Source organism: Flavobacterium sp. J372 (assembly GCF_024699965.1).
GTDB lineage: Bacteria > Bacteroidota > Bacteroidia > Flavobacteriales > Flavobacteriaceae > Flavobacterium.
The window spans coordinates 1,752,438-1,770,626 of record NZ_JAJOMZ010000004.1; the positions used below are offsets into that span (position 1 = coordinate 1,752,438).

Below are 18,189 nucleotides of genomic sequence, written 5' to 3' on the forward strand. Positions count from 1 at the left end.
AGCCATTGAGCTTCGTAGCTCAGCAGCTAAGAAGCCCCTTCAAAGAACTCAAACGCATCAATGATATCAAGGTATACCCCATCAAACCCCGTGGTTATAATCCTGTCAAGGTAACTGTCATTGTTTTTGTAGATGATGCCCTGCCAATCTGCATTCCAGTAACGAACTTTGTAATTGCCGGGCCAATCCGGGTTTTCTGCAGCCAACCATGACGGGGGTGAAGTTGTCCATGAACTTTCCCAGTAATAACGATAGTTTTCAGCCTCGCCAATACTCATGTAACAGATAACCATTCGAGTGCCACCGTTAGCCTTTTGTTTCAGTTGCTGTATTTCGTCTGGAGTAAATTGCTGACCTTCGAAAAATAAATCCATTATCAAAGCATCATAGTTTGTAGCTGCCACCGCAGAAATGAACGCCTGCTTTGATGCAAAATTCTCAGGATTGATAAGGTAGAGAAAATTCTTTGCCTGGCTAAGTGATGTGATGTTACTGGTATTTACATTGTGCGGCTGCCCTGCCGGGATTGTATTCAGTGCCCGCTCCGTAGCCGCAAAAGACACATAGCCTGCTGATTGGTTCTGTTGGTATGATGACGTAATTTTATATGGTGTGCTTACATAGTCCGTTACCAGTATTGTCTTGCCTGCATTTTTGCTAATATTAAGCAATCCGCGCAGGTAGGCATTGTCTTCAGCAGGAGTAGGCTCGTCGTCGCTGACATATCCAAAAAATAGGTCTTCCTGCCCGTTACCGTCTACCGCGTTAAGATAGGTCGTAACCGGCATTCCATCTTCATCACCATTACTGCTTACCAGCTCAATCCCATTCTGAGGAATAACAGCAAACCCCGACCTCACACTTTTAGCTTTTTGGCTTATGCCAATGACAAATTCGCGCATGTCATCTCTGTAATTGCCAACAATGCCGTTGTTGCTGTTATCATCTTCATCATTATTGTTGCAGGCAGTAAGCATTACTATGCAAGCCATTGCCAAAAACTTTTTCATGGTGATCGTTTTTATTAGTAACTCTAAGTTTTACCTAAAATTATCTTTGGTCAAAAATATAGTAGTTTTAGCAACTTTGGCTAAATTAGCACGGCTAACAAATTACCAATGGATACCCTTCAAAAGATAACTTCCCTTCGCGAAGAACTCAATCAACATAACTATAATTATTACGTACTTGACAATCCCACTATAAGTGATCTTGAGTTTGATATGAAGCTGCGCGAATTGCAGGAACTCGAGGCAAAGCACCCCGAATATTTTGACGCTGACTCACCAACACAGCGTGTGGGCGGGGCCATTACCAAGAATTTCAATACCATACAACATGAGTTCAGGATGTATTCGCTTGATAATGCCTATTCAAAAGAAGAGGTGTTGGAGTGGGAAAAGCGCGTGCACCGTGGCCTTGGGACAGATAAGGTTTCATACACCTGTGAACTTAAGTATGATGGCGCGTCAATAAGCATTACATACGAAAACGGTAGGTTGGCTAAAGCCGTAACCCGCGGAGACGGTTTCCAGGGAGATGAAGTAACAACCAATATAAAGACGATACGCTCGGTACCGTTAAAGCTTAAAGGTGACTATCCTGAAAAATTTGAGATACGAGGTGAAATCATCCTCCCGCTGGAAGGTTTTGCCAAAATGAATCAGGAAATTATAGAAGCGGGTGGTACAGCTTACGCCAATCCGCGCAATACGGCATCGGGCAGCCTGAAACTTCAGGATAGTGGTGAGGTAGCTAAGCGTCCGCTGGACTGCTTGCTGTACTCTCTCGTAGGCAATAACCTCCCGGTGAAAGACCAGTTTGAGGGCCTTGAAAAAGCACGCCAATGGGGCTTTAAAGTACCGAAAGAGGCGAAGCTTGCAAATTCTATTGAAGAAGTTTTCGCATTCATTGACCATTGGGATACCCATCGCCACGACCTGCCATATGAGACAGATGGTGTAGTTATCAAGGTAAACGACCTTCACCAACAGGAAGAACTGGGCTACACTGCCAAATCACCACGATGGGCTGTAGCGTATAAATTTAAAGCCGAGCGTGTTTCTACCCGACTGCATAAGATAACCTACCAGGTGGGCCGTACTGGAGCCATAACACCTGTTGCCAACCTTGAGCCGGTGCAGCTTGGTGGTACTATCGTGAAGCGTGCATCACTACACAACGCCGACCAGATAGAGAAACTTGACGTGCGTGAAGGTGATGAGGTTTTTGTAGAAAAGGGAGGGGAGATCATCCCGAAAATCATTGCAGTTGACTTTACCAAACGTGATCCTGAGAGCATGCCAACAGTTTATATTGAGAAATGTCCGGAATGTTTCCATGACCTAGAACGCAAAGAGGGCGAGGCACAACATTATTGCCCTAATTATTATGAGTGTCCGCCACAGGTTATAGGCCGTATACAGCACTTTATCTCACGCAAGGCAATGGATATTGAAGGCTTGGGCGGTGAGACGGTTACACTATTGTATAATGCAGGATTGATTCAAAATTATGCTGATTTGTACGAACTCAAAAAAGAGCAGGTAACACCGCTGGAACGCATGGCAGATAAATCAGCCGAAAATCTGATAAACGGTATTGAGGCATCAAAGAACATTCCGTTTGAGCGGGTATTGTATGCGCTGGGAATACGTTATGTAGGGGAGACTGTTGCCAAGAAACTCGCCAAGCATTACAAGACGATTGATAACCTTGCGAATGCTACGTTAATGGAATTGATAATGGTTGACGAGATAGGGGAGCGTATCGCGCAAAGCGTAGTTGATTTCTTTGCCAATGACGACAACCGTAAACTCGTTGACAGGCTGAAAGGCTATGGTGTGCAGTTGGAAACATCTGCGGAGGCAAATACCAGCGTAAGCGATAAGCTTGCCGGGAAGACATTTGTTGTATCGGGTGTGTTTGAGAAATTCTCGCGTGATGATCTTAAGAAAGCTATTGAAGACAACGGCGGCAAGGTTGGGAGTTCCATTTCATCAAAGACAGATTATGTTGTAGCCGGAGACAATATGGGCCCTGCTAAATTGGAAAAGGCCAAACAGCTGGGTGTAAAGATAATTAGTGAGGATGAGTTTATACAGTTGTTAGATGGGAATCTTTAGTGTCTTAAAAAGAAAGCCTAATGCTAAGCTTATTCTTTCTAAAAATGAGAAGATTCAGGAATGTTTGATTGCTGTCAAGGAAATTTTAGTTACAAATGACCATCCTGCACAAGCAGAAGTTGTTCAGGGTCTAATTGAAGCCTTGTCGGAAAAAGATGTAAAGAAGTTTTTGGCAAATTTTCACACGGTAGATATGTGGGGTGGCTCTGGCTCGGTCTGGGAAGTTGGATTTAATGATAATGAGACAGATTATAAATATATGAAGGCAATGATTTGGCTCATTTATGCTTTGGAAGAAGCGAAGATTACAAACTGTAAAATGCGTAGTGTAAAAAAATATTTTCTTAAGCAGCTACCATTAAAGTAATCTTCAAATCTAAGTGTTTTAGCGCTAAACCACTATTGTCCGTCCTTTACCAAACCAACCACCATTTTCAAAATAAAAATCAATCTGGCCGAGGTTCAGGCCATAGCAGCCCACCTGGTTTACCAGTACTTCTTTATCGTCAAGGTTTTTGGCGATATATGGCTTGGTTAAGAAAGTGTGCGTGTGTCCGCCGATAATTAAATCGATATTCTTGGTAGTGCGCGCGAGGGTGAGGTCGCTTATCTTTTGCTTATCATTATCATAGATGAAGCCAAGGTGAGAGAGGCATATCACAAGGTCGCACTTTTCGTTCTGCTTTAAGATGCGGCTCATGTCTTGTGCAATCTCTATCGGGTTGAGGTAAACAGTTTCCTTATATAGTTTTTTATCGACCAAGCCCTGTAGTTCAATTCCCAAGCCGAACACGCCGATCTTAATCCCGTCTTTCACAAAAATCTTATAGGGCTTTACAACACCGTTCAGCACCGTGTTTTTAAAATCATAATTGGCAGAAACAAAATCAAACTTAGCGTTTGGCAGCTGTGCATAAAAACCGTCAATGCCATTGTCAAAATCATGGTTACCCATAGTTGCCAGGTCATACTGCATCATACTCATGAGCTTAAACTCCAGCTCCCCACCATAGTAATTAAAGTACGGCGTCCCCTGGAAAACATCACCTGCATCAAACAATAGTACATTTGGGTTTTCTTTACGGATGCTGTCAATTAGCGCCGCTCTTCTTGCTGCGCCGCCCAGGTTGGCATACTTCGGGTCATTGGCAGGAAAAGGGTCAATATGGCTGTGCACATCATTGGTGTGCAGTATAGTGATTTTCTTTTTTACTTCAGGCTCAAGGTCAAAGCTGCTTAGCGACAATCCCCCTAAAACCAATGCCGAACCCGCTGCACTTTTCTGTATAAACTCTCTTCTTTTCATGGCTATTCGGTAATTATGCGTAAGGTTTTAGAGGCGTTTATGGTGTCAACCGCTTTAAAATAATCAATGATGATGTTGCGCAGCTTATAGTCCATATCATAGCTTGCCACACCTTTTTTAAAGAACTCCATATTGTCGCCACCGTTTGAAAGATAATCTGACGTCGCAACATTGTAAATATTATCATCACCCACTTTCCGGCCTTGTACTTTTATGTCTTTCACCGTACCGTTTGCATTCATTACTATGCTCATGCCTGCCAGCGGATGAGGTTTCTTTTCTTTTGCAAAATATTCAGCAATTTCCTTTATCTGATGGCCCTTCAGCGAAATAATAATCAGGCTGTTTTCAAATGGCATAACTTCAAAGGCTGTCCTCGTTGTCACATCACCCTGTGGAATAGTGGCACGGATACCGCCATGGTTCAGCAGGCATACATCTACGTGTTTCTGGTGGCGCTGCATAAACAATTTATCTGCAGCCTCAAAAGTAATATCGGCCATAAGGTTGCCAATAGCGGTTTGCCATTTCTGGATTGGCTTACTTTTGTCGAGCGCTTCTGGGCTGTAAGCCAGCACCGCCGAAAGGTCTTTATCTACATGTTCACGATAGGGCTTAATAACGTTTTCAATTTCCTGCTTTGCTGGTAATTCCTGCGTTATGGGAAGCTTCTTACCCTCAATCCTGCTGTTTTTAAGGCCGGTGCTGCATGACATAGCAGAAAATAGCATGGCAGATAAAACTAAAGTGCGCAATGCGGCGTTACAGTTTTTTAAGATTATCATTTGTGAAGCCACTTATTTAAAGTAAATTTGTAATTCCACAGTAAAGGTACTATGTTTTTAAAGTTTATTAAAGATTTCAGCCTTAAAAAGATTATCCGTAAGAACCTGGCTTCTTATAAACCCGTTGCTAACCAGGACGTTATTTCTACTATCGGAATCTTGATCGACGAAACTTATTTTTCTGATAAAGATGCCTTAATAAACGACCTCATTGCAAACGGCTTCCGCGCAGAAAACATTCAGACGCTTAGTTTTAAAGACAGGATAAAGAAAAAGGAAGTGATGGATTGCTGCCATTTTACCCGTAAGGATATAGCTCCTGACGGTTCTTTCGCTAAAGAAGATGTTGCAGCCTTCATAAATTCACCTTTTGACATGCTAATAAGCTATTATGATGTAGAGAAGGCGCCGCTGGTTTGGGCTACATTGCAAAGCAAGGCAAAATTTAAGGCAGGGTTTGCTACAGTAGGCAAAAGGCTGAACCACTTTACGATAAACACTGTGGCTGAGAAGCACGAAGAATTCATTTCAGAACTTATTAAATATTTAGGAATACTAAACAAGATATAACCATGCAGTCACTTATTGGTACAGGCGTTGCGCTGATAACCCCATTTAAAAAAGATTTTTCGGTAGATGTTGATGCCCTTAAAAAAATTGTCGACTTCCAAGTTCAGGGAGGTATAGACTATCTTGTTGTATTGGGTACAACAGCTGAATCTGCTACGCTTACCAAACAAGAAAAGCAACTGGTTATTGATACTGTGATTGAAGCCAATGCAGGCCGCCTGCCGCTCGTCTTAGGTGTGGGTGGTAACAACACTGCTGAGGTGGCAGCTGAGCTTAAAGAACGGGACCTAAGCGCTTTTACAGCCATACTTTCGGTTTCACCATATTACAACAAGCCAACACAAGAGGGTATTTACCAACATTTTAAAATGGTTGCTGAAGCATCTCCGCTGCCAATAATACTTTATAATGTACCGGGACGTACTGCCAGCAACATGCTTCCTGCAACAGTTATTAGACTTGCAAAAGATTTTAAAAATATCATTGGTATAAAAGAAGCTGCGGGTGACATTGTCCAGGCCATGAAGCTCATTCAGCATAAGCCGGAAGGTTTCCTTGTGATTTCGGGGGATGATATGATCACACTGCCGATGGTGCTTGCCGGCGGGGCAGGGGTTATTTCGGTGATTGCCGAAGGTTTTCCTCGCCAGTTTAGTGACATGGTACGCCTTGGCCTTCAGCGTAAGGTTGATGAAGCTTACAAATTACATTACCAGATTGCCGATGCCATTGACATGATTTTTGAGCAGGGTAACCCGGGCGGTATCAAAGTGGTTTTCCGTGAGCTTGGCCTTTGTGAAGATACATTGAGGCTGCCACTGGTAAATGTAAATGAAGATCTTGATAACCGGCTTACATCTTTTACCAGGCAAATTGGTAAGTAATTGCAATATTTTTACGGATACGAAGTTTATAGAAAGATGCTTTCGGGCATCTTTTTTTGTGAAGTGTGCATCACGAAAAAAAGATTTTGTATTCTCTTATTAATAACTAAATTTGCAGTTGCTTTTAAAACAGCGCTGCTGTAACGGCATAACTTCTTAAAATGAGCATGGCTAAATATTTTTATATCCTTTTTATTGCAGTACTATTCGCTTCTTGCAGCCCTTACCAGAAGGCGCTTAAATCTGAAGAAGTGAAGTTCAAATATGAAGTTGCTGAGCAAATGTATAACAAAGGCAAATATGAAAAGGCCATTCGCCTGTTTGAGCAGATACAAAGTTCGTATCGTGGCAAGCCTCAGGCAGAGAAACTGTTTTATATGTTTGCAATGTCTTACTATAAAACAAAGCAATATTATCTGGCAGGATATGAGATGGAAAAATTTTCATCGCAGTATCCGCGGAGTGAGAAGAGTGAAGAGGCTGCTTTTCTTGGGGCTAAGTCATTTTACTACCTGTCTCCTGTATACTCACTTGACCAGGCAGATACTTACAAAGCTATAGACAAGCTGCAGAATTTCATAAACGAATACCCAAATTCACAATATATGGGTGAGGCTAACCTGGTGATGAAAGAACTGCGTGAAAAGCTTGAGAAAAAGGCCTATGAAATTGCTAAGCAGTATAACACTATTATGGATTACAAGGCAGCCATAAAGTCGCTTGATAATTTTATAATAGACTTCCCGGGAACCAAGTACAAGGAAGATGCCTTGTACTATAAATATGATTCATCATATCATTTGGCTATAAACAGTGTGCAGGCAAGAATGGAAGAGAGGCTTCAGCAGGCAAAAAGCAATTACGCTGCACTGATGAAGTTTAACAGCGAAACAAAATATAAAAAAGACGCCGACGAAAAGCTGGCAAGGATTGAAACTGAATTAAAAAATTTTTCTAAATAATACGTCATGGATTTAAAAAAGACTACTGCTCCGGTAAATACTATAACTTATAACAAGAGCAAAATTGAAGAGCCTACAGGTAACATTTATGAGGCTATCACTATCATGGCAAAAAGGGCTAACCAGATAAATGGTGAAATAAAAAAAGAGCTTATAGAAAAGCTTGAAGAATTCGCTACTTACAATGACAGCCTTGAAGAAATCTTTGAAAACAAAGAACAGATAGAGGTTTCTAAATTCTACGAAAAACTGCCTAAGCCACACGCCCTTGCAGTGCAGGAGTGGCTTGAGGAAAAGATTTCTTACAGAGACTCTAAATAATTCGCCGCTATGTCTGTTTTGCGCGGTAAAAATATTTTGCTCGGTGTGTCTGGCGGTATTGCCGCATACAAAACAGCGTCGCTTGTGCGGCTATTCATAAAGGCGGGCGCTCATGTACAGGTAGTCATGACGCCCGCCTCTAAAGATTTTATTACACCCCTTACGCTTTCCACCCTTTCTAAAAATCCTGTGCATTCATCATTTTATAATGAAGATGATGAAAATGCCGTTTGGAACAACCATGTGGAGCTTGGCCTTTGGGCCGATTTTATGGTTATTGCCCCTGCCACAGCCAACACTATGGCAAAGATGGTTTCGGGCAATGCCGATAACCTGCTTGTAGCTACCTATCTTTCCGCCAAATGCCCTGTTTACTTTGCTCCTGCGATGGATTTGGATATGTACAAACATCCATCAACTTTAGAGAGCTTTAATAAGCTTACATCTTTCGGAAACATAATGATACCTGCTGAAAGTGGTGAGCTGGCCAGTGGCTTGTCAGGTGAAGGCCGCATGGCAGAACCTGAGAATATAGTTGCTTTTATTGAGCATGATATTGCAGGCAAACTCCCCCTTCGCGGAAAAAAAGTGCTTATTACTGCAGGCCCAACATACGAAGCTATAGATCCCGTACGTTTTATAGGCAACCACTCCAGTGGTAAAATGGGGTATGACATTGCTCTTAATGCAGCAAATGCCGGCGCTGAGGTGGTCTTAGTGAGCGGGCCGACACACTTACAGTTGTCACACCCGCAAATAGAAGTTGTGCGTGTAGTCAGCTCGGCTGAAATGTATGATGCATGCCATCGGTATTTTAATAATGTTGATGTTGCAATTGCCGCTGCTGCCGTAGCAGATTATAAGCCGAAGAATGTAGCACCGCAGAAAATAAAAAAGGCGGAGGCAACACTGACGATTGAACTGGAAAAGACAAAAGATATACTTGCATCGCTTGGCGAAGTAAAGAAAAGCCAATATCTAATAGGCTTTGCACTGGAAACGGAGAATGAAATTGAGAATGCCAAAGCCAAGATAACCAAAAAGAACCTTGACCTTATCGTGCTTAATTCGCTTAATGATGAAGGTGGTGGTTTTGGAAAAGACACAAATAAGGTTACCTTTATAGACAGGAATTTTACCATTGAGCCGCATGAATTGAAGAGTAAAGAGCAGGTGGCGGCCGATATTATTAATAAAATAAAGAAGGTTTACAATGTATAAGTGGATTGTTGCAATATTATTGTTTACAGGTTTTGCTGTAAATGCCCAGGAGCTTAACTGCAATGTGAAAATAAATTATGAACGTATTACCGATGCCAACACACAGGTGTTTAAAGCATTGGAGCGCTCATTAACAGATTTTGTAAACAACACCCGCTGGACAAACCGTAACTTCGCGAGAAGTGAAAAAATAGATTGTTCAATGTTTTTCAATGTATCGGCTTTTGATGGGCAGGCGATTACAGCTGCATTGCAAATACAGTCGTCAAGGCCTGTGTATAATAGTACTTATTCAACACCTATCTTTAATTACAATGATAAGGAAGTTGTTTTTACATATACAGAAGGGCAGATATTAAATTACAATCCTAACTCTTTCGATTCAAACCTTGTATCGCTCATTGCATATTATGCTAACATGATCATTGGTTTTGATGCTGATACATTTGCCAGCAACGGAGGTACAGAGTATTATGTTGCTGCACAGAATATTGTAAACCTTGCACAAAGCAGTGGCTATAAAGGGTGGGGCCAGAACGAAGGTGGCCTGCAAAACAGGTATTTTATGGTATATGACGTGCTTTCAAATGCTTATTCTCCATTCAGGGAAACATTATATGCTTATCATATAAATGGACTTGATAGGATGAATGAAAATACAAAGGCAGGTAAAGAAGGCCTTATATCGGCAGTAAAAACGCTTACCGGTGTGCATAAGGTAAGGCCCAATGCTTTTCTTACCCGTATATTTTTTGATGCAAAATCAGATGAATTAGTAGCGGCCTTTTCAGGTGGACCTATGATGGCGGTAACAGAACTTGTTGATAACCTGAACCGTATTTCGCCGCTTAATTCTACTAAGTGGAGCAATATTAAATAGTATATTTGTGTTTTAAAACACCGTATGCTCCAAACGCTGCACATCAAAAATTTTGCACTGATAGAGCACCTGCACATAGACTTTTCGGCAGGCCTTTCAACTATAACCGGCGAAACTGGTGCCGGAAAATCAATATTACTTGGCGCGCTTGGGCTTGTACTTGGCCGCCGTGCCGACCTTACCTCACTTAAAGACAAAGGGCAGAAGTGTATTGTGGAGGCCCATTTTAATATTACCCAATACAATCTTAAGGATTTCTTTATTGAAAATGACCTGGATTATGAAGATGCTACCATCATCAGAAGGGAAATACTACCATCAGGTAAATCACGCGCTTTTGTAAATGACAGTCCGGTAAACCTTCAGGAACTGCAGCAACTAGGTGATTTCTTAATTGACATCCATTCGCAGCAGCAAACCCGTGAACTTACTGAAGAGCAATATCAGATAGAGTTGCTTGATGCTATAGCAGCGAATAACGCTTTGCTCGCAGAATATAAAAGTCAACTTTCAGCTTATAAAAAACTACAATCAGAATATAAAGCGCTTCAGTTACAGAAAGAGTCTTTAGTAAAAGAGCAGGACTATAATAATTATATTCTTCAGGAATTGCTTACAGCTAATCTTAAAGCCGGTGAGCAGGAAGAAATGGAGCAGCAACTTGAGGTGCTAAATAATACAGGAGCCATTAAAGAGGCTTTGGCTAGGGCTGCTGCATTGGCATCTGACGAAAATGTAGGTGTGCTTAATAACCTGAAAGAGATAAGGCAATCGATACATAAAATTAGTGGCATGTCGGTTGAGTATAACGAACTTTATGAACGCCTCTCAAGCCTTATTATTGAGTTTGATGATATAAAAGATGGTATAGAAGAAAGCCTGGAAACTTTGAGTGAAGACCCTGAAAAGCTTGAACTGATTAATAATAAGTTACAGGTAATTTACCAGCTGCAAAAAAAACATTCAGTACAGACGATTGAAGAGTTGCTTGAAATACAGGAATCGCTAGATAGTAAAGTAATGCTTGCCGATGAGATTGATTCGCAACTCTCAAAACTCGAAAAAGCATTTGCGGAGGCGGAATTGGCCGCAACAAAAACCGCACTTGCATTGCACAATAAACGGCAAAAAGCAATACCTATACTTACAGATAGTATTACAGCAATACTCTCGCAGCTTGGTATGCCTGATGCGAGATTTGATTTTAAGCTGGCCGGGGCAGACACATTCTACGGGAACGGGAAAGACATTCTTGAGCTACTCTTTGCTGCCAACAAAGGAACCGGATTTGGCCTACTGAAGAAAGTAGCATCGGGTGGTGAAATGTCGCGCATAATGCTGGCTGTAAAAGCAGTACTTGCCCAATACAGTAACCTGCCAACCATAATATTTGATGAGATTGACACAGGTGTATCTGGCGAAATTGCAAATAAGATGGCCGGTATAATGAAAGAAATGTCAGCCAAAATGCAGGTATTTGCCATTACACACCTACCCCAGATTGCGGCCAAAGGCGACCAGCATTATAAAGTTGAAAAAACATCAAATGCTGAAACGACAGTGTCTGAACTTAAATTGCTGACACCCAATGAACGTGTGCACGAAATAGCCCAAATGCTGTCAGGCAAAGATTTTGGTGATTCTGCGCTTAATCATGCAAGGGCGTTGCTCAACTGAAAAAATGATATATATTTGTTTCACTAACGTATTGACAAACTAACACTAGCCGGATATGTATAATTTATTGAAAGGAAAGCGCGGAATAATTACAGGCGCTCTTGACCAGAATTCAATTGCCTGGAAAGTAGCTGAAAAGGCTCACGAGGAAGGCGCAACATTTGTGCTTACCAATGCCCCGATAGCCATGAGGATGGGTGAGATAAAAGCGCTTGCTGAAAAAACCAATTCACAGATTATTCCTGCTGATGCCACTAATACTGAAGACCTTGAAAAACTTTTCACAGAAGCTCAGGAAGTGCTTGGCGGTAAGATAGATTTTTTACTTCATTCGATAGGAATGAGTGTAAACATCAGGAAAAATATACCTTATGCAGAGAGCAACTATGACTATTTTATGAAAGGTATAGATGTATCTGCTATGTCGCTGCATAAAATGCTTAGTGTAGCAAAAAGGCTGGATGCTATTGCCGAAGGCGGCAGTGTTGTAGCGCTTACCTATATGGCAGCTCAAAGAACATATCCATTTTATACCGATATGGCAGATATCAAAGCAATGCTTGAATCAATTGCGCGTAGTTTTGGTTATCACTATGGGGTAGAGAAGAAGGTGCGCATAAATACAGTATCACAGTCACCTACAAAAACAACTGCCGGTACAGGCATAAAAGGCTTTGGCGATTTTTATGATTATGCCGATGCTATAGCGCCTCTTGGCAATGCCGATGCAGAATCATGTGCTGACTATTGCATTACATTATTTAGCGACCTTACCAGGATGGTGACCATGCAAAATCTTTTCCATGATGGCGGATACTCTTCAACAGGTGTAAGCTCTGTTGTGATGGAAAAGCTTGCATTGGAATAGATTAATAATAGCATTTATATGATTCAAACTCCCATTAATGGGAGTTTTTTATTTTCTATCAGTCTCATATTTATGCAAAAAGCAATAAAACATAACAAATTGATAATAATATATATTTAAAATTAACTTTTAGTATCCAAAATATAATTAATACCACAAAAAATTTTCATAAAAACTGAATTTTATGAAAAAATTAATATACTTCTCATAAAAAACTTGCCATAAAATCTAAAGTGCGTAATTTTAGCGGATTGTTAAAAAACTATTTTTATGAGAAAAATTACATTTTTGATTGCTTTAATGCTATCAGCTATGTTGTCGGCTTATGCTCAGCCAGTTTCGGGTTACACCCGCACTGTGCTTACTGGCCAGACATATACGCCGATAGCAGATGGTACAGTCATTAATACTGTTGCAGGGCTTACTGCCGGTTATATGTCTGTATCACAGGATGACGGAGCAGTACTAGTTACATTGCCTTTCACGTTTAATTACGGTGGCAATAGCTTTACACAGGTAACATTTTGTACCAATGGCTGGATTGGCATGGGTGCACAATCTGCTGTTACGGCTGCTCAGAGTCGTGCCCCAGGAAATTTGTGGACTACTACCGCACCAAACAACGTTATCGCGCCATGGTTTGGTGATTTAGGTGCGAACTTCCCAACGGGAGGTGGCAGCATGGTGCACGGCACAGTAGGTACAGATGTTTATGCCTTTGAATGGCAAAACGCTGTAGCAAATGGTTTTACTGAAACTACTGCAAACCGTCTTAACTTTATGGTTAAAATTTATGGACCGGCATCTTCTAACCCGGGAAGGATTGAGTTTTTATATGGCTCAACCATCGGTACTGTAAACACTGGAAGAGCTATAGGTTTAGAAGATGCAACCGGAGGTGCAGGCAATTTTATCAATGCACTTAATGGTTCAAGTGTTTCAACTATAACTTCATCCGCCTGGCCGGGCAATGGTAATGGTTACAGGTTTGACCCGGGTTCTACTACATGTACAACTTTATCAGGGGGTACTATCCCTGCTGTACTTTCCGCTTGTAGTGGAAGCGCACCTGCCTTGATAGATCCTATTGGCGTTACAGCCCCTGTTACGGGTATTACCTATGCATGGGAGCAGTCAACAGACGGAGGTAATGTATGGGTTGCTGCAGTTGGTGGTACAGGTGCCGCAACGCGTTATTACACGCCACCGGCATATGCAGGAACACCTATTAAGTATAGGCTTAAGGTTTCATGCGGTAGCGAAGTAGCATACTCAAGTATAGCTGATTTCTCAGGTCCTGCAGCACCTTTCACACAAGCTTCTAATGTTAGCTTTACACCGGGCCTTGGACAATTTGTTGTTAATTTTACTGCCGGCAGCGGTACACGCCGTATAGTGGTTGTAAGCGATTCTCCAATTAACGATCCTGTTAATGTTGAAAGTGGGGGGTGCTGCTATTACAGCGGCAGCAGCCTATGCAGGTGGCGAACAGATTGTGTATGATGGTACAGGATCAAGTGTGACTGTTACAGCAATACCATGTTCTGGAGGTACTTATTATGTAAAAGTATTTGAATACACAAGGTGTGGTACAGCCGGTAACTATACAATGTTGTTTAATACAACTACTGGTACTAACGCATCAACAATAGTTATAAATCCACTGGCTGCGCCAACAACTCAGGCATCAAACGCTGTGATTGTGCCAGGTACAGGCCAATTTACTGTAAACTGGACAAGCGGTAACGGAAATTACAGGTTTGTATATATAGATACTAATCCTATACCCGAACCTTTTGATGAGGTAGGTATTCCTGCGCCAACAGCAAATACTGTTTTCCAAAATAATGGCCTTCAGCTTGTATATAACGGTACAGGTTCATCAGTAACTGTAACATCACTTCCGTGTTCACCAGGTGATACTTTTTACGTTAAAGTATTTGAAGTAAACCGATGCGGTGTTACAGGAGCATTTGATTATGTGTTTAATACAACCACAACTACAAACGGAGCTAGTTATACACTTGGCGCCCCTACTACACAGGTGTCTGGGCTTACAGTAACACCAGATCTTAATAGTGCCACCGTTACATGGGTGAATGGTAATGGTGTACGCAGAAGGGTTATTGTTAGTGATGTACCAATTGCAGATCCGGTAGATGAAATCGGTGCAGCTGAAATTACAGGCGCTACATTCTACCAGGGAGGCCAGCAAAATGTTTATGATGGCACAGGTACAACATTTAATTTAACAGGACTGTCATGCAACACAACATATTATATAAGAGTATATGAATATTTCAGATGTGGTACTACCGGTGACTATTCATATTTGTATAATACAACAGTTACTGCTGCAAACGGCACCACATTTACTACTACAGGGCCAATGACTGCTGTTGCTTTGCCACAGGCTACAACCTTTACAGGATTTACAGGAGCTAACCTTAGCACAGTTTCGCCAAGTTGGAAAGAATCTGCAATACCTACGCCTGCATTAACTAACCCATTAGATGTAAACCCTTCAGGTACAACATCGGCATGGACAAACAGTAGTGTATTAAGTTCGCCTACAGCCAGGGTTAACCTGTATGGTAGTATAAGAAATGAATGGATTATAAGCCCAAGAGTGAATATCACCGCAGCGGCAAGGCTTAAATTTAAGGCTGCGATGACAAACTGGAATTCAGCCGCTGTAGATAATGATGGTGGGATGGCTAATGCTACAGATGACAAAGTAACTGTATTGATTTCTAATGACCCTTGTGGTGTAAACTGGCAGGCTATTTATGAGTTTAACAACTCTAATGCTTTAACAAACCAGCTTACTCAGTTTGAATTTGCTATTGACCCATCTTACATTGGCCAGCAGGTTTACATTGCATTCCATGCGACAGATGGCCCTACTGATGATACTCCGGATTACGATTTCCATATTGGTGATGTAGTAATTGAGCTTGTGCCACAATGTGACGTGCCTACTCTATTAACAGATGCTGTTAGTTTAATCACTGAAAACGGCGCAACTGTTGCTTGGAGCGGACCATCAACAGGCAATCCAACAGGTTACCAGTATGTTTTCTCGACATCTAATACTGCTCCTGCAGGTGCGGGCACAGAAATTTCAACTACAGGTATAACTGTAAACAACCTTTCTTCTTCAACAGAATACTTTACGTGGGTGCGCACGGTGTGCGGATCACTATATAGTAACTGGGTAATGGTAGGAAAGTTTACAACCTTATGTGATGCTCCTGAAATACTTACTACTACACCTGCAACAAGATGTGGTATAGGTACAGCTACCCTTGCGGCAACATCTGATGCGGGTACTATTTCTTGGTATGCTGCACAAACCGGTGGTGTAGCTATTGGTACGGGACCCAAGCTTTACAACTCCTACTATCAATACAACTACAACATATTATGTTGAAGCAAGTTCAGGTGCGCCTGCTGCTACATTAGGGCCTGTAAACTATCTTTATGGTGGTACTGTGAGTACTGTAGCAAGCCCTTCTACTTCTTATTATGCAATTTTCGACTCAACAGTGCAAACAAAAATTCAGTCTGTTACAGTATATGCTACTGCAGCCGGACAATTGAATTTACAGTTGGCAAATTCTGCAGGTACAGTGCTGCAAACATTTAACTATACAATTACCGCAGCACAGGCCAATTCTACAACTACAGTTGCAGGAACACCAATTGTGGTTCCGGTAAATTTTGATGTACCAGTTGGTACAGGCCTAAGGCTTGGTATGGCAACCGGAACTACTGCAACTTTACTAAGGAATACAAGCGGAGCAACACCATATTATAATGTTGTAGGGGGTGGTGTTTCATTTACAGGAAACTGGTTTGCTGACAATACATACTGGTATTTCTTCTATGATATCAAAATTAATGCAGGATGCAGTTCAGCACGCGTACCGGTAACAGCAACTGTTACTACAGCGCCTGAAATTACAGCTACTGCAAATAATGCAGCTATTTGTGCAGGCCAGTCGGCTACTCTTTCAGTAACAAGTTCTAATAGTAACTATACTTATGTGTGGATGCCAGGCAATCTTACAGGAGCACAACAAACTGTAACCCCTGCAGCTACAACTACATATACTGTTACAGCTACAGATAATGGTACAGGGTGTGTAAATACAGCAACTGTTACAGTAACTGTTAATTCATTACCAAATGCTATTAGTGTAACGCCTTCTGCATCGCAAGTGTGTGGCTCAACTCCAGTTGCACTTACAGTTACAGGTTCATCTGTATCTGGTAATGCAGTATTGGGTTCAGGCACTATTACACCAGCAGCTACTGGTGTTCCAAATCCTCTTACAGGATATTACGGAGGGCAGTGGACTCAAATGTTATACAAAAAGTCTGAACTTGTAGCCCAAGGTATGGTTGCAGGCTCTGTAATTAGCACTCTTGCGTTTGACCTTTCTGCGGCAGAAGCTGATTTGGTTGAGAACTTCACCATAAGAATTGGTCATTCAAATGTTGAAGATATGTCTGCAGGTTTTGTTCCTGTGGAACCTCTTACAACAGTTTATTATGAAGCTGCAATGACGCCTGTAGCAGGAGTAACAGGACTTAAGGTATTCACACTTGCAACACCGTTTACTTGGGATGGTAACAGCAATTTGATAGTTGAGGTTGTTCATAACCAAGGAACAAGCGGAACATCTTCAGGTACTGTAACAAGAGCAACTACAACTCCTTTCGTAAGCGTTTATTACTTAAGGGTAGACAACGTAGCTGGTGGTGTAGCAGGGTTCCAATCTCAAAATTACGCTGCCATTACAACAAAAGGGGCGCTTAGCAACAGGCCGAACATTGTTCTTAACTATAACTATAGCACTAATGTAACATGGTCTCCTGTTACTGGACTTTATACAGATTCAGCAGCAACTACACCATACACAGGGCAAGCAGCTACGACAGTTTATGCGCTTCCAACAGTTAATACTACCTATGTAGCTACTGTGACAAATGTATCTAACTGTTCTGCTACTGATGATGCCATTGTAACAATAGGTGCTGCAAACACACCAACAGGTGAAACATCGCAGGTTATATCTGTAAACTCTCCTGCAGAAGCTACAATTGAAGATATCGTTGTTGCTGAAACAGGTGTACTATGGTACTATAGCCTTGCTGATGCGGTTGCAGGTGTAAATGCAATACCAGCAGGTACACAGCTTCAGGCAGGTACAGTATATTATGGTACTCTTCCCGGAGGTTCATGTGCGCCTCTTGCTGTAACAATTACTGAAATATTAGGTTCTAAAGGATTTAATAAAGCACAATTCAGCTATTATCCTAACCCTGTTAAAGATATGCTTAACCTTAAATACTCTAATGAAATATCAGGAGTAGAGGTTTACAATCTTCTTGGGCAAAGAGTTTTAGCTAAGCAGGTTAATGCAACTGAAGCAACTGTAGATATGTCGGGTATTGCCGAAGGAAACTACATTGTAAGAGTTACATCTGGCAATAGTGTAGAAACTATTAAAATTGTGAAGAAGCAGTAATAAATTATATGCTCATATTTAAAAGCCGCCAATTATGGCGGCTTTTTTTATGA

At 41.5% G+C, this 18,189-nt stretch carries 16 protein-coding genes; 13 read left to right on the plus strand and 3 right to left on the minus strand.

What is annotated here, in order from left to right; translation table 11 throughout:
* Window positions 1-26 precede the first annotated feature (26 nt).
* Window positions 27-1,010 (minus strand): endo alpha-1,4 polygalactosaminidase, encoded by a 984-nt coding sequence (locus LRS05_RS08645; RefSeq protein WP_257867953.1) that lies wholly within the window; start codon window positions 1,008-1,010, stop codon window positions 27-29.
* Between the two features lie 108 nt (window positions 1,011-1,118).
* On the opposite strand from LRS05_RS08645, the gene ligA reads away from it, so the two are divergent.
* Both ligA and LRS05_RS08655 read left to right on the plus strand, forming a co-directional pair.
* The gene (gene ligA / locus LRS05_RS08650; RefSeq protein ID WP_257867954.1) at window positions 1,119-3,125 is read left to right on the plus strand and encodes an NAD-dependent DNA ligase LigA; all 2,007 of its coding nucleotides are present in this window, start codon (window positions 1,119-1,121) and stop codon (window positions 3,123-3,125) included.
* Entirely contained in the window at window positions 3,112-3,492 is a 381-nt protein-coding gene (locus LRS05_RS08655; protein WP_257867955.1) for a hypothetical protein, read from the plus strand. The genes ligA and LRS05_RS08655 overlap by 14 nt, the downstream gene beginning before the upstream one ends.
* Window positions 3,493-3,516: 24 nt before the next feature.
* On the opposite strand, the gene LRS05_RS08660 is transcribed toward LRS05_RS08655, so the two are convergent.
* Complete coding sequence (locus LRS05_RS08660) at window positions 3,517-4,431, minus strand: bifunctional UDP-sugar hydrolase/5'-nucleotidase (RefSeq protein ID WP_257867956.1); 915 nt, start codon at window positions 4,429-4,431, stop codon at window positions 3,517-3,519.
* Window positions 4,432-4,433: 2 nt separating this feature from the next.
* Entirely contained in the window at window positions 4,434-5,216 is a 783-nt protein-coding gene (locus tag LRS05_RS08665) for a 5'-nucleotidase C-terminal domain-containing protein (protein ID WP_257867957.1), read from the minus strand.
* A gap of 51 nt (window positions 5,217-5,267) precedes the next feature.
* On the opposite strand from LRS05_RS08665, the gene LRS05_RS08670 reads away from it, so the two are divergent.
* From LRS05_RS08670 to LRS05_RS08720, 11 genes are all read left to right on the plus strand, one after another.
* Entirely contained in the window at window positions 5,268-5,786 is a 519-nt protein-coding gene (locus LRS05_RS08670; protein WP_257867958.1) for a hypothetical protein, read from the plus strand.
* Window positions 5,787-5,788: 2 nt separating this feature from the next.
* Entirely contained in the window at window positions 5,789-6,670 is an 882-nt protein-coding gene (gene dapA, locus LRS05_RS08675) for a 4-hydroxy-tetrahydrodipicolinate synthase (protein WP_257867959.1), read from the plus strand.
* A gap of 167 nt (window positions 6,671-6,837) precedes the next feature.
* On the plus strand, window positions 6,838-7,632 hold the full coding sequence (locus LRS05_RS08680; protein WP_257867960.1) for an outer membrane protein assembly factor BamD: 795 nt from the start codon (window positions 6,838-6,840) through the stop codon (window positions 7,630-7,632).
* Between the two features lie 6 nt (window positions 7,633-7,638).
* On the plus strand, window positions 7,639-7,953 hold the full coding sequence (locus tag LRS05_RS08685; protein ID WP_257867961.1) for a DNA-directed RNA polymerase subunit omega: 315 nt from the start codon (window positions 7,639-7,641) through the stop codon (window positions 7,951-7,953).
* Window positions 7,954-7,962: 9 nt separating this feature from the next.
* On the plus strand, window positions 7,963-9,174 hold the full coding sequence (gene coaBC, locus LRS05_RS08690) for a bifunctional phosphopantothenoylcysteine decarboxylase/phosphopantothenate--cysteine ligase CoaBC (protein WP_257867962.1): 1,212 nt from the start codon (window positions 7,963-7,965) through the stop codon (window positions 9,172-9,174).
* The gene (locus LRS05_RS08695) at window positions 9,167-10,054 is read left to right on the plus strand and encodes a DUF4835 family protein (protein ID WP_257867963.1); all 888 of its coding nucleotides are present in this window, start codon (window positions 9,167-9,169) and stop codon (window positions 10,052-10,054) included. Before coaBC ends, LRS05_RS08695 begins: the two co-directional genes overlap by 8 nt.
* 24 nt (window positions 10,055-10,078) lie before the next feature.
* Window positions 10,079-11,731 (plus strand): DNA repair protein RecN, encoded by a 1,653-nt coding sequence (recN, locus tag LRS05_RS08700; RefSeq protein ID WP_257867964.1) that lies wholly within the window; start codon window positions 10,079-10,081, stop codon window positions 11,729-11,731.
* 55 nt (window positions 11,732-11,786) lie between these two features.
* Complete coding sequence (locus tag LRS05_RS08705) at window positions 11,787-12,599, plus strand: enoyl-ACP reductase (protein WP_257867965.1); 813 nt, start codon at window positions 11,787-11,789, stop codon at window positions 12,597-12,599.
* Window positions 12,600-12,869: 270 nt separating this feature from the next.
* Complete coding sequence (locus tag LRS05_RS08710; RefSeq protein ID WP_257867966.1) at window positions 12,870-14,102, plus strand: hypothetical protein; 1,233 nt, start codon at window positions 12,870-12,872, stop codon at window positions 14,100-14,102.
* Window positions 14,032-16,032, plus strand: coding sequence for a hypothetical protein (locus LRS05_RS08715; RefSeq protein ID WP_257867967.1), 2,001 nt, complete (start codon window positions 14,032-14,034; stop codon window positions 16,030-16,032). Before LRS05_RS08710 ends, LRS05_RS08715 begins: the two co-directional genes overlap by 71 nt.
* Window positions 15,971-18,136 carry a T9SS type A sorting domain-containing protein gene (locus LRS05_RS08720; protein ID WP_257867968.1) on the plus strand — a complete coding sequence of 722 codons (2,166 nt, stop codon included), beginning with the start codon at window positions 15,971-15,973 and terminating at the stop codon, window positions 18,134-18,136. Before LRS05_RS08715 ends, LRS05_RS08720 begins: the two co-directional genes overlap by 62 nt.
* Window positions 18,137-18,189 lie beyond the last annotated feature (53 nt).

Excerpts from the sequence above, each read along its gene's own strand:
- LRS05_RS08645 (WP_257867953.1), bottom strand. The coding sequence starts at position 1,010 with ATGAAAAAGTTTTTGGCAATGGCTTGCATAGTAATGCTTACTGCCTGC.
- ligA (WP_257867954.1), top strand. The coding sequence starts at position 1,119 with ATGGATACCCTTCAAAAGATAACTTCCCTTCGCGAAGAACTCAATCAA.
- LRS05_RS08655 (WP_257867955.1), top strand. The coding sequence starts at position 3,112 with ATGGGAATCTTTAGTGTCTTAAAAAGAAAGCCTAATGCTAAGCTTATT.
- LRS05_RS08660 (WP_257867956.1), bottom strand. The coding sequence starts at position 4,431 with ATGAAAAGAAGAGAGTTTATACAGAAAAGTGCAGCGGGTTCGGCATTG.
- LRS05_RS08665 (WP_257867957.1), bottom strand. The coding sequence starts at position 5,216 with ATGATAATCTTAAAAAACTGTAACGCCGCATTGCGCACTTTAGTTTTA.
- LRS05_RS08670 (WP_257867958.1), top strand. The coding sequence starts at position 5,268 with ATGTTTTTAAAGTTTATTAAAGATTTCAGCCTTAAAAAGATTATCCGT.
- dapA (WP_257867959.1), top strand. The coding sequence starts at position 5,789 with ATGCAGTCACTTATTGGTACAGGCGTTGCGCTGATAACCCCATTTAAA.
- LRS05_RS08680 (WP_257867960.1), top strand. The coding sequence starts at position 6,838 with ATGGCTAAATATTTTTATATCCTTTTTATTGCAGTACTATTCGCTTCT.
- LRS05_RS08685 (WP_257867961.1), top strand. The coding sequence starts at position 7,639 with ATGGATTTAAAAAAGACTACTGCTCCGGTAAATACTATAACTTATAAC.
- coaBC (WP_257867962.1), top strand. The coding sequence starts at position 7,963 with ATGTCTGTTTTGCGCGGTAAAAATATTTTGCTCGGTGTGTCTGGCGGT.
- LRS05_RS08695 (WP_257867963.1), top strand. The coding sequence starts at position 9,167 with ATGTATAAGTGGATTGTTGCAATATTATTGTTTACAGGTTTTGCTGTA.
- recN (WP_257867964.1), top strand. The coding sequence starts at position 10,079 with ATGCTCCAAACGCTGCACATCAAAAATTTTGCACTGATAGAGCACCTG.
- LRS05_RS08705 (WP_257867965.1), top strand. The coding sequence starts at position 11,787 with ATGTATAATTTATTGAAAGGAAAGCGCGGAATAATTACAGGCGCTCTT.
- LRS05_RS08710 (WP_257867966.1), top strand. The coding sequence starts at position 12,870 with ATGAGAAAAATTACATTTTTGATTGCTTTAATGCTATCAGCTATGTTG.
- LRS05_RS08715 (WP_257867967.1), top strand. The coding sequence starts at position 14,032 with ATGTTGAAAGTGGGGGGTGCTGCTATTACAGCGGCAGCAGCCTATGCA.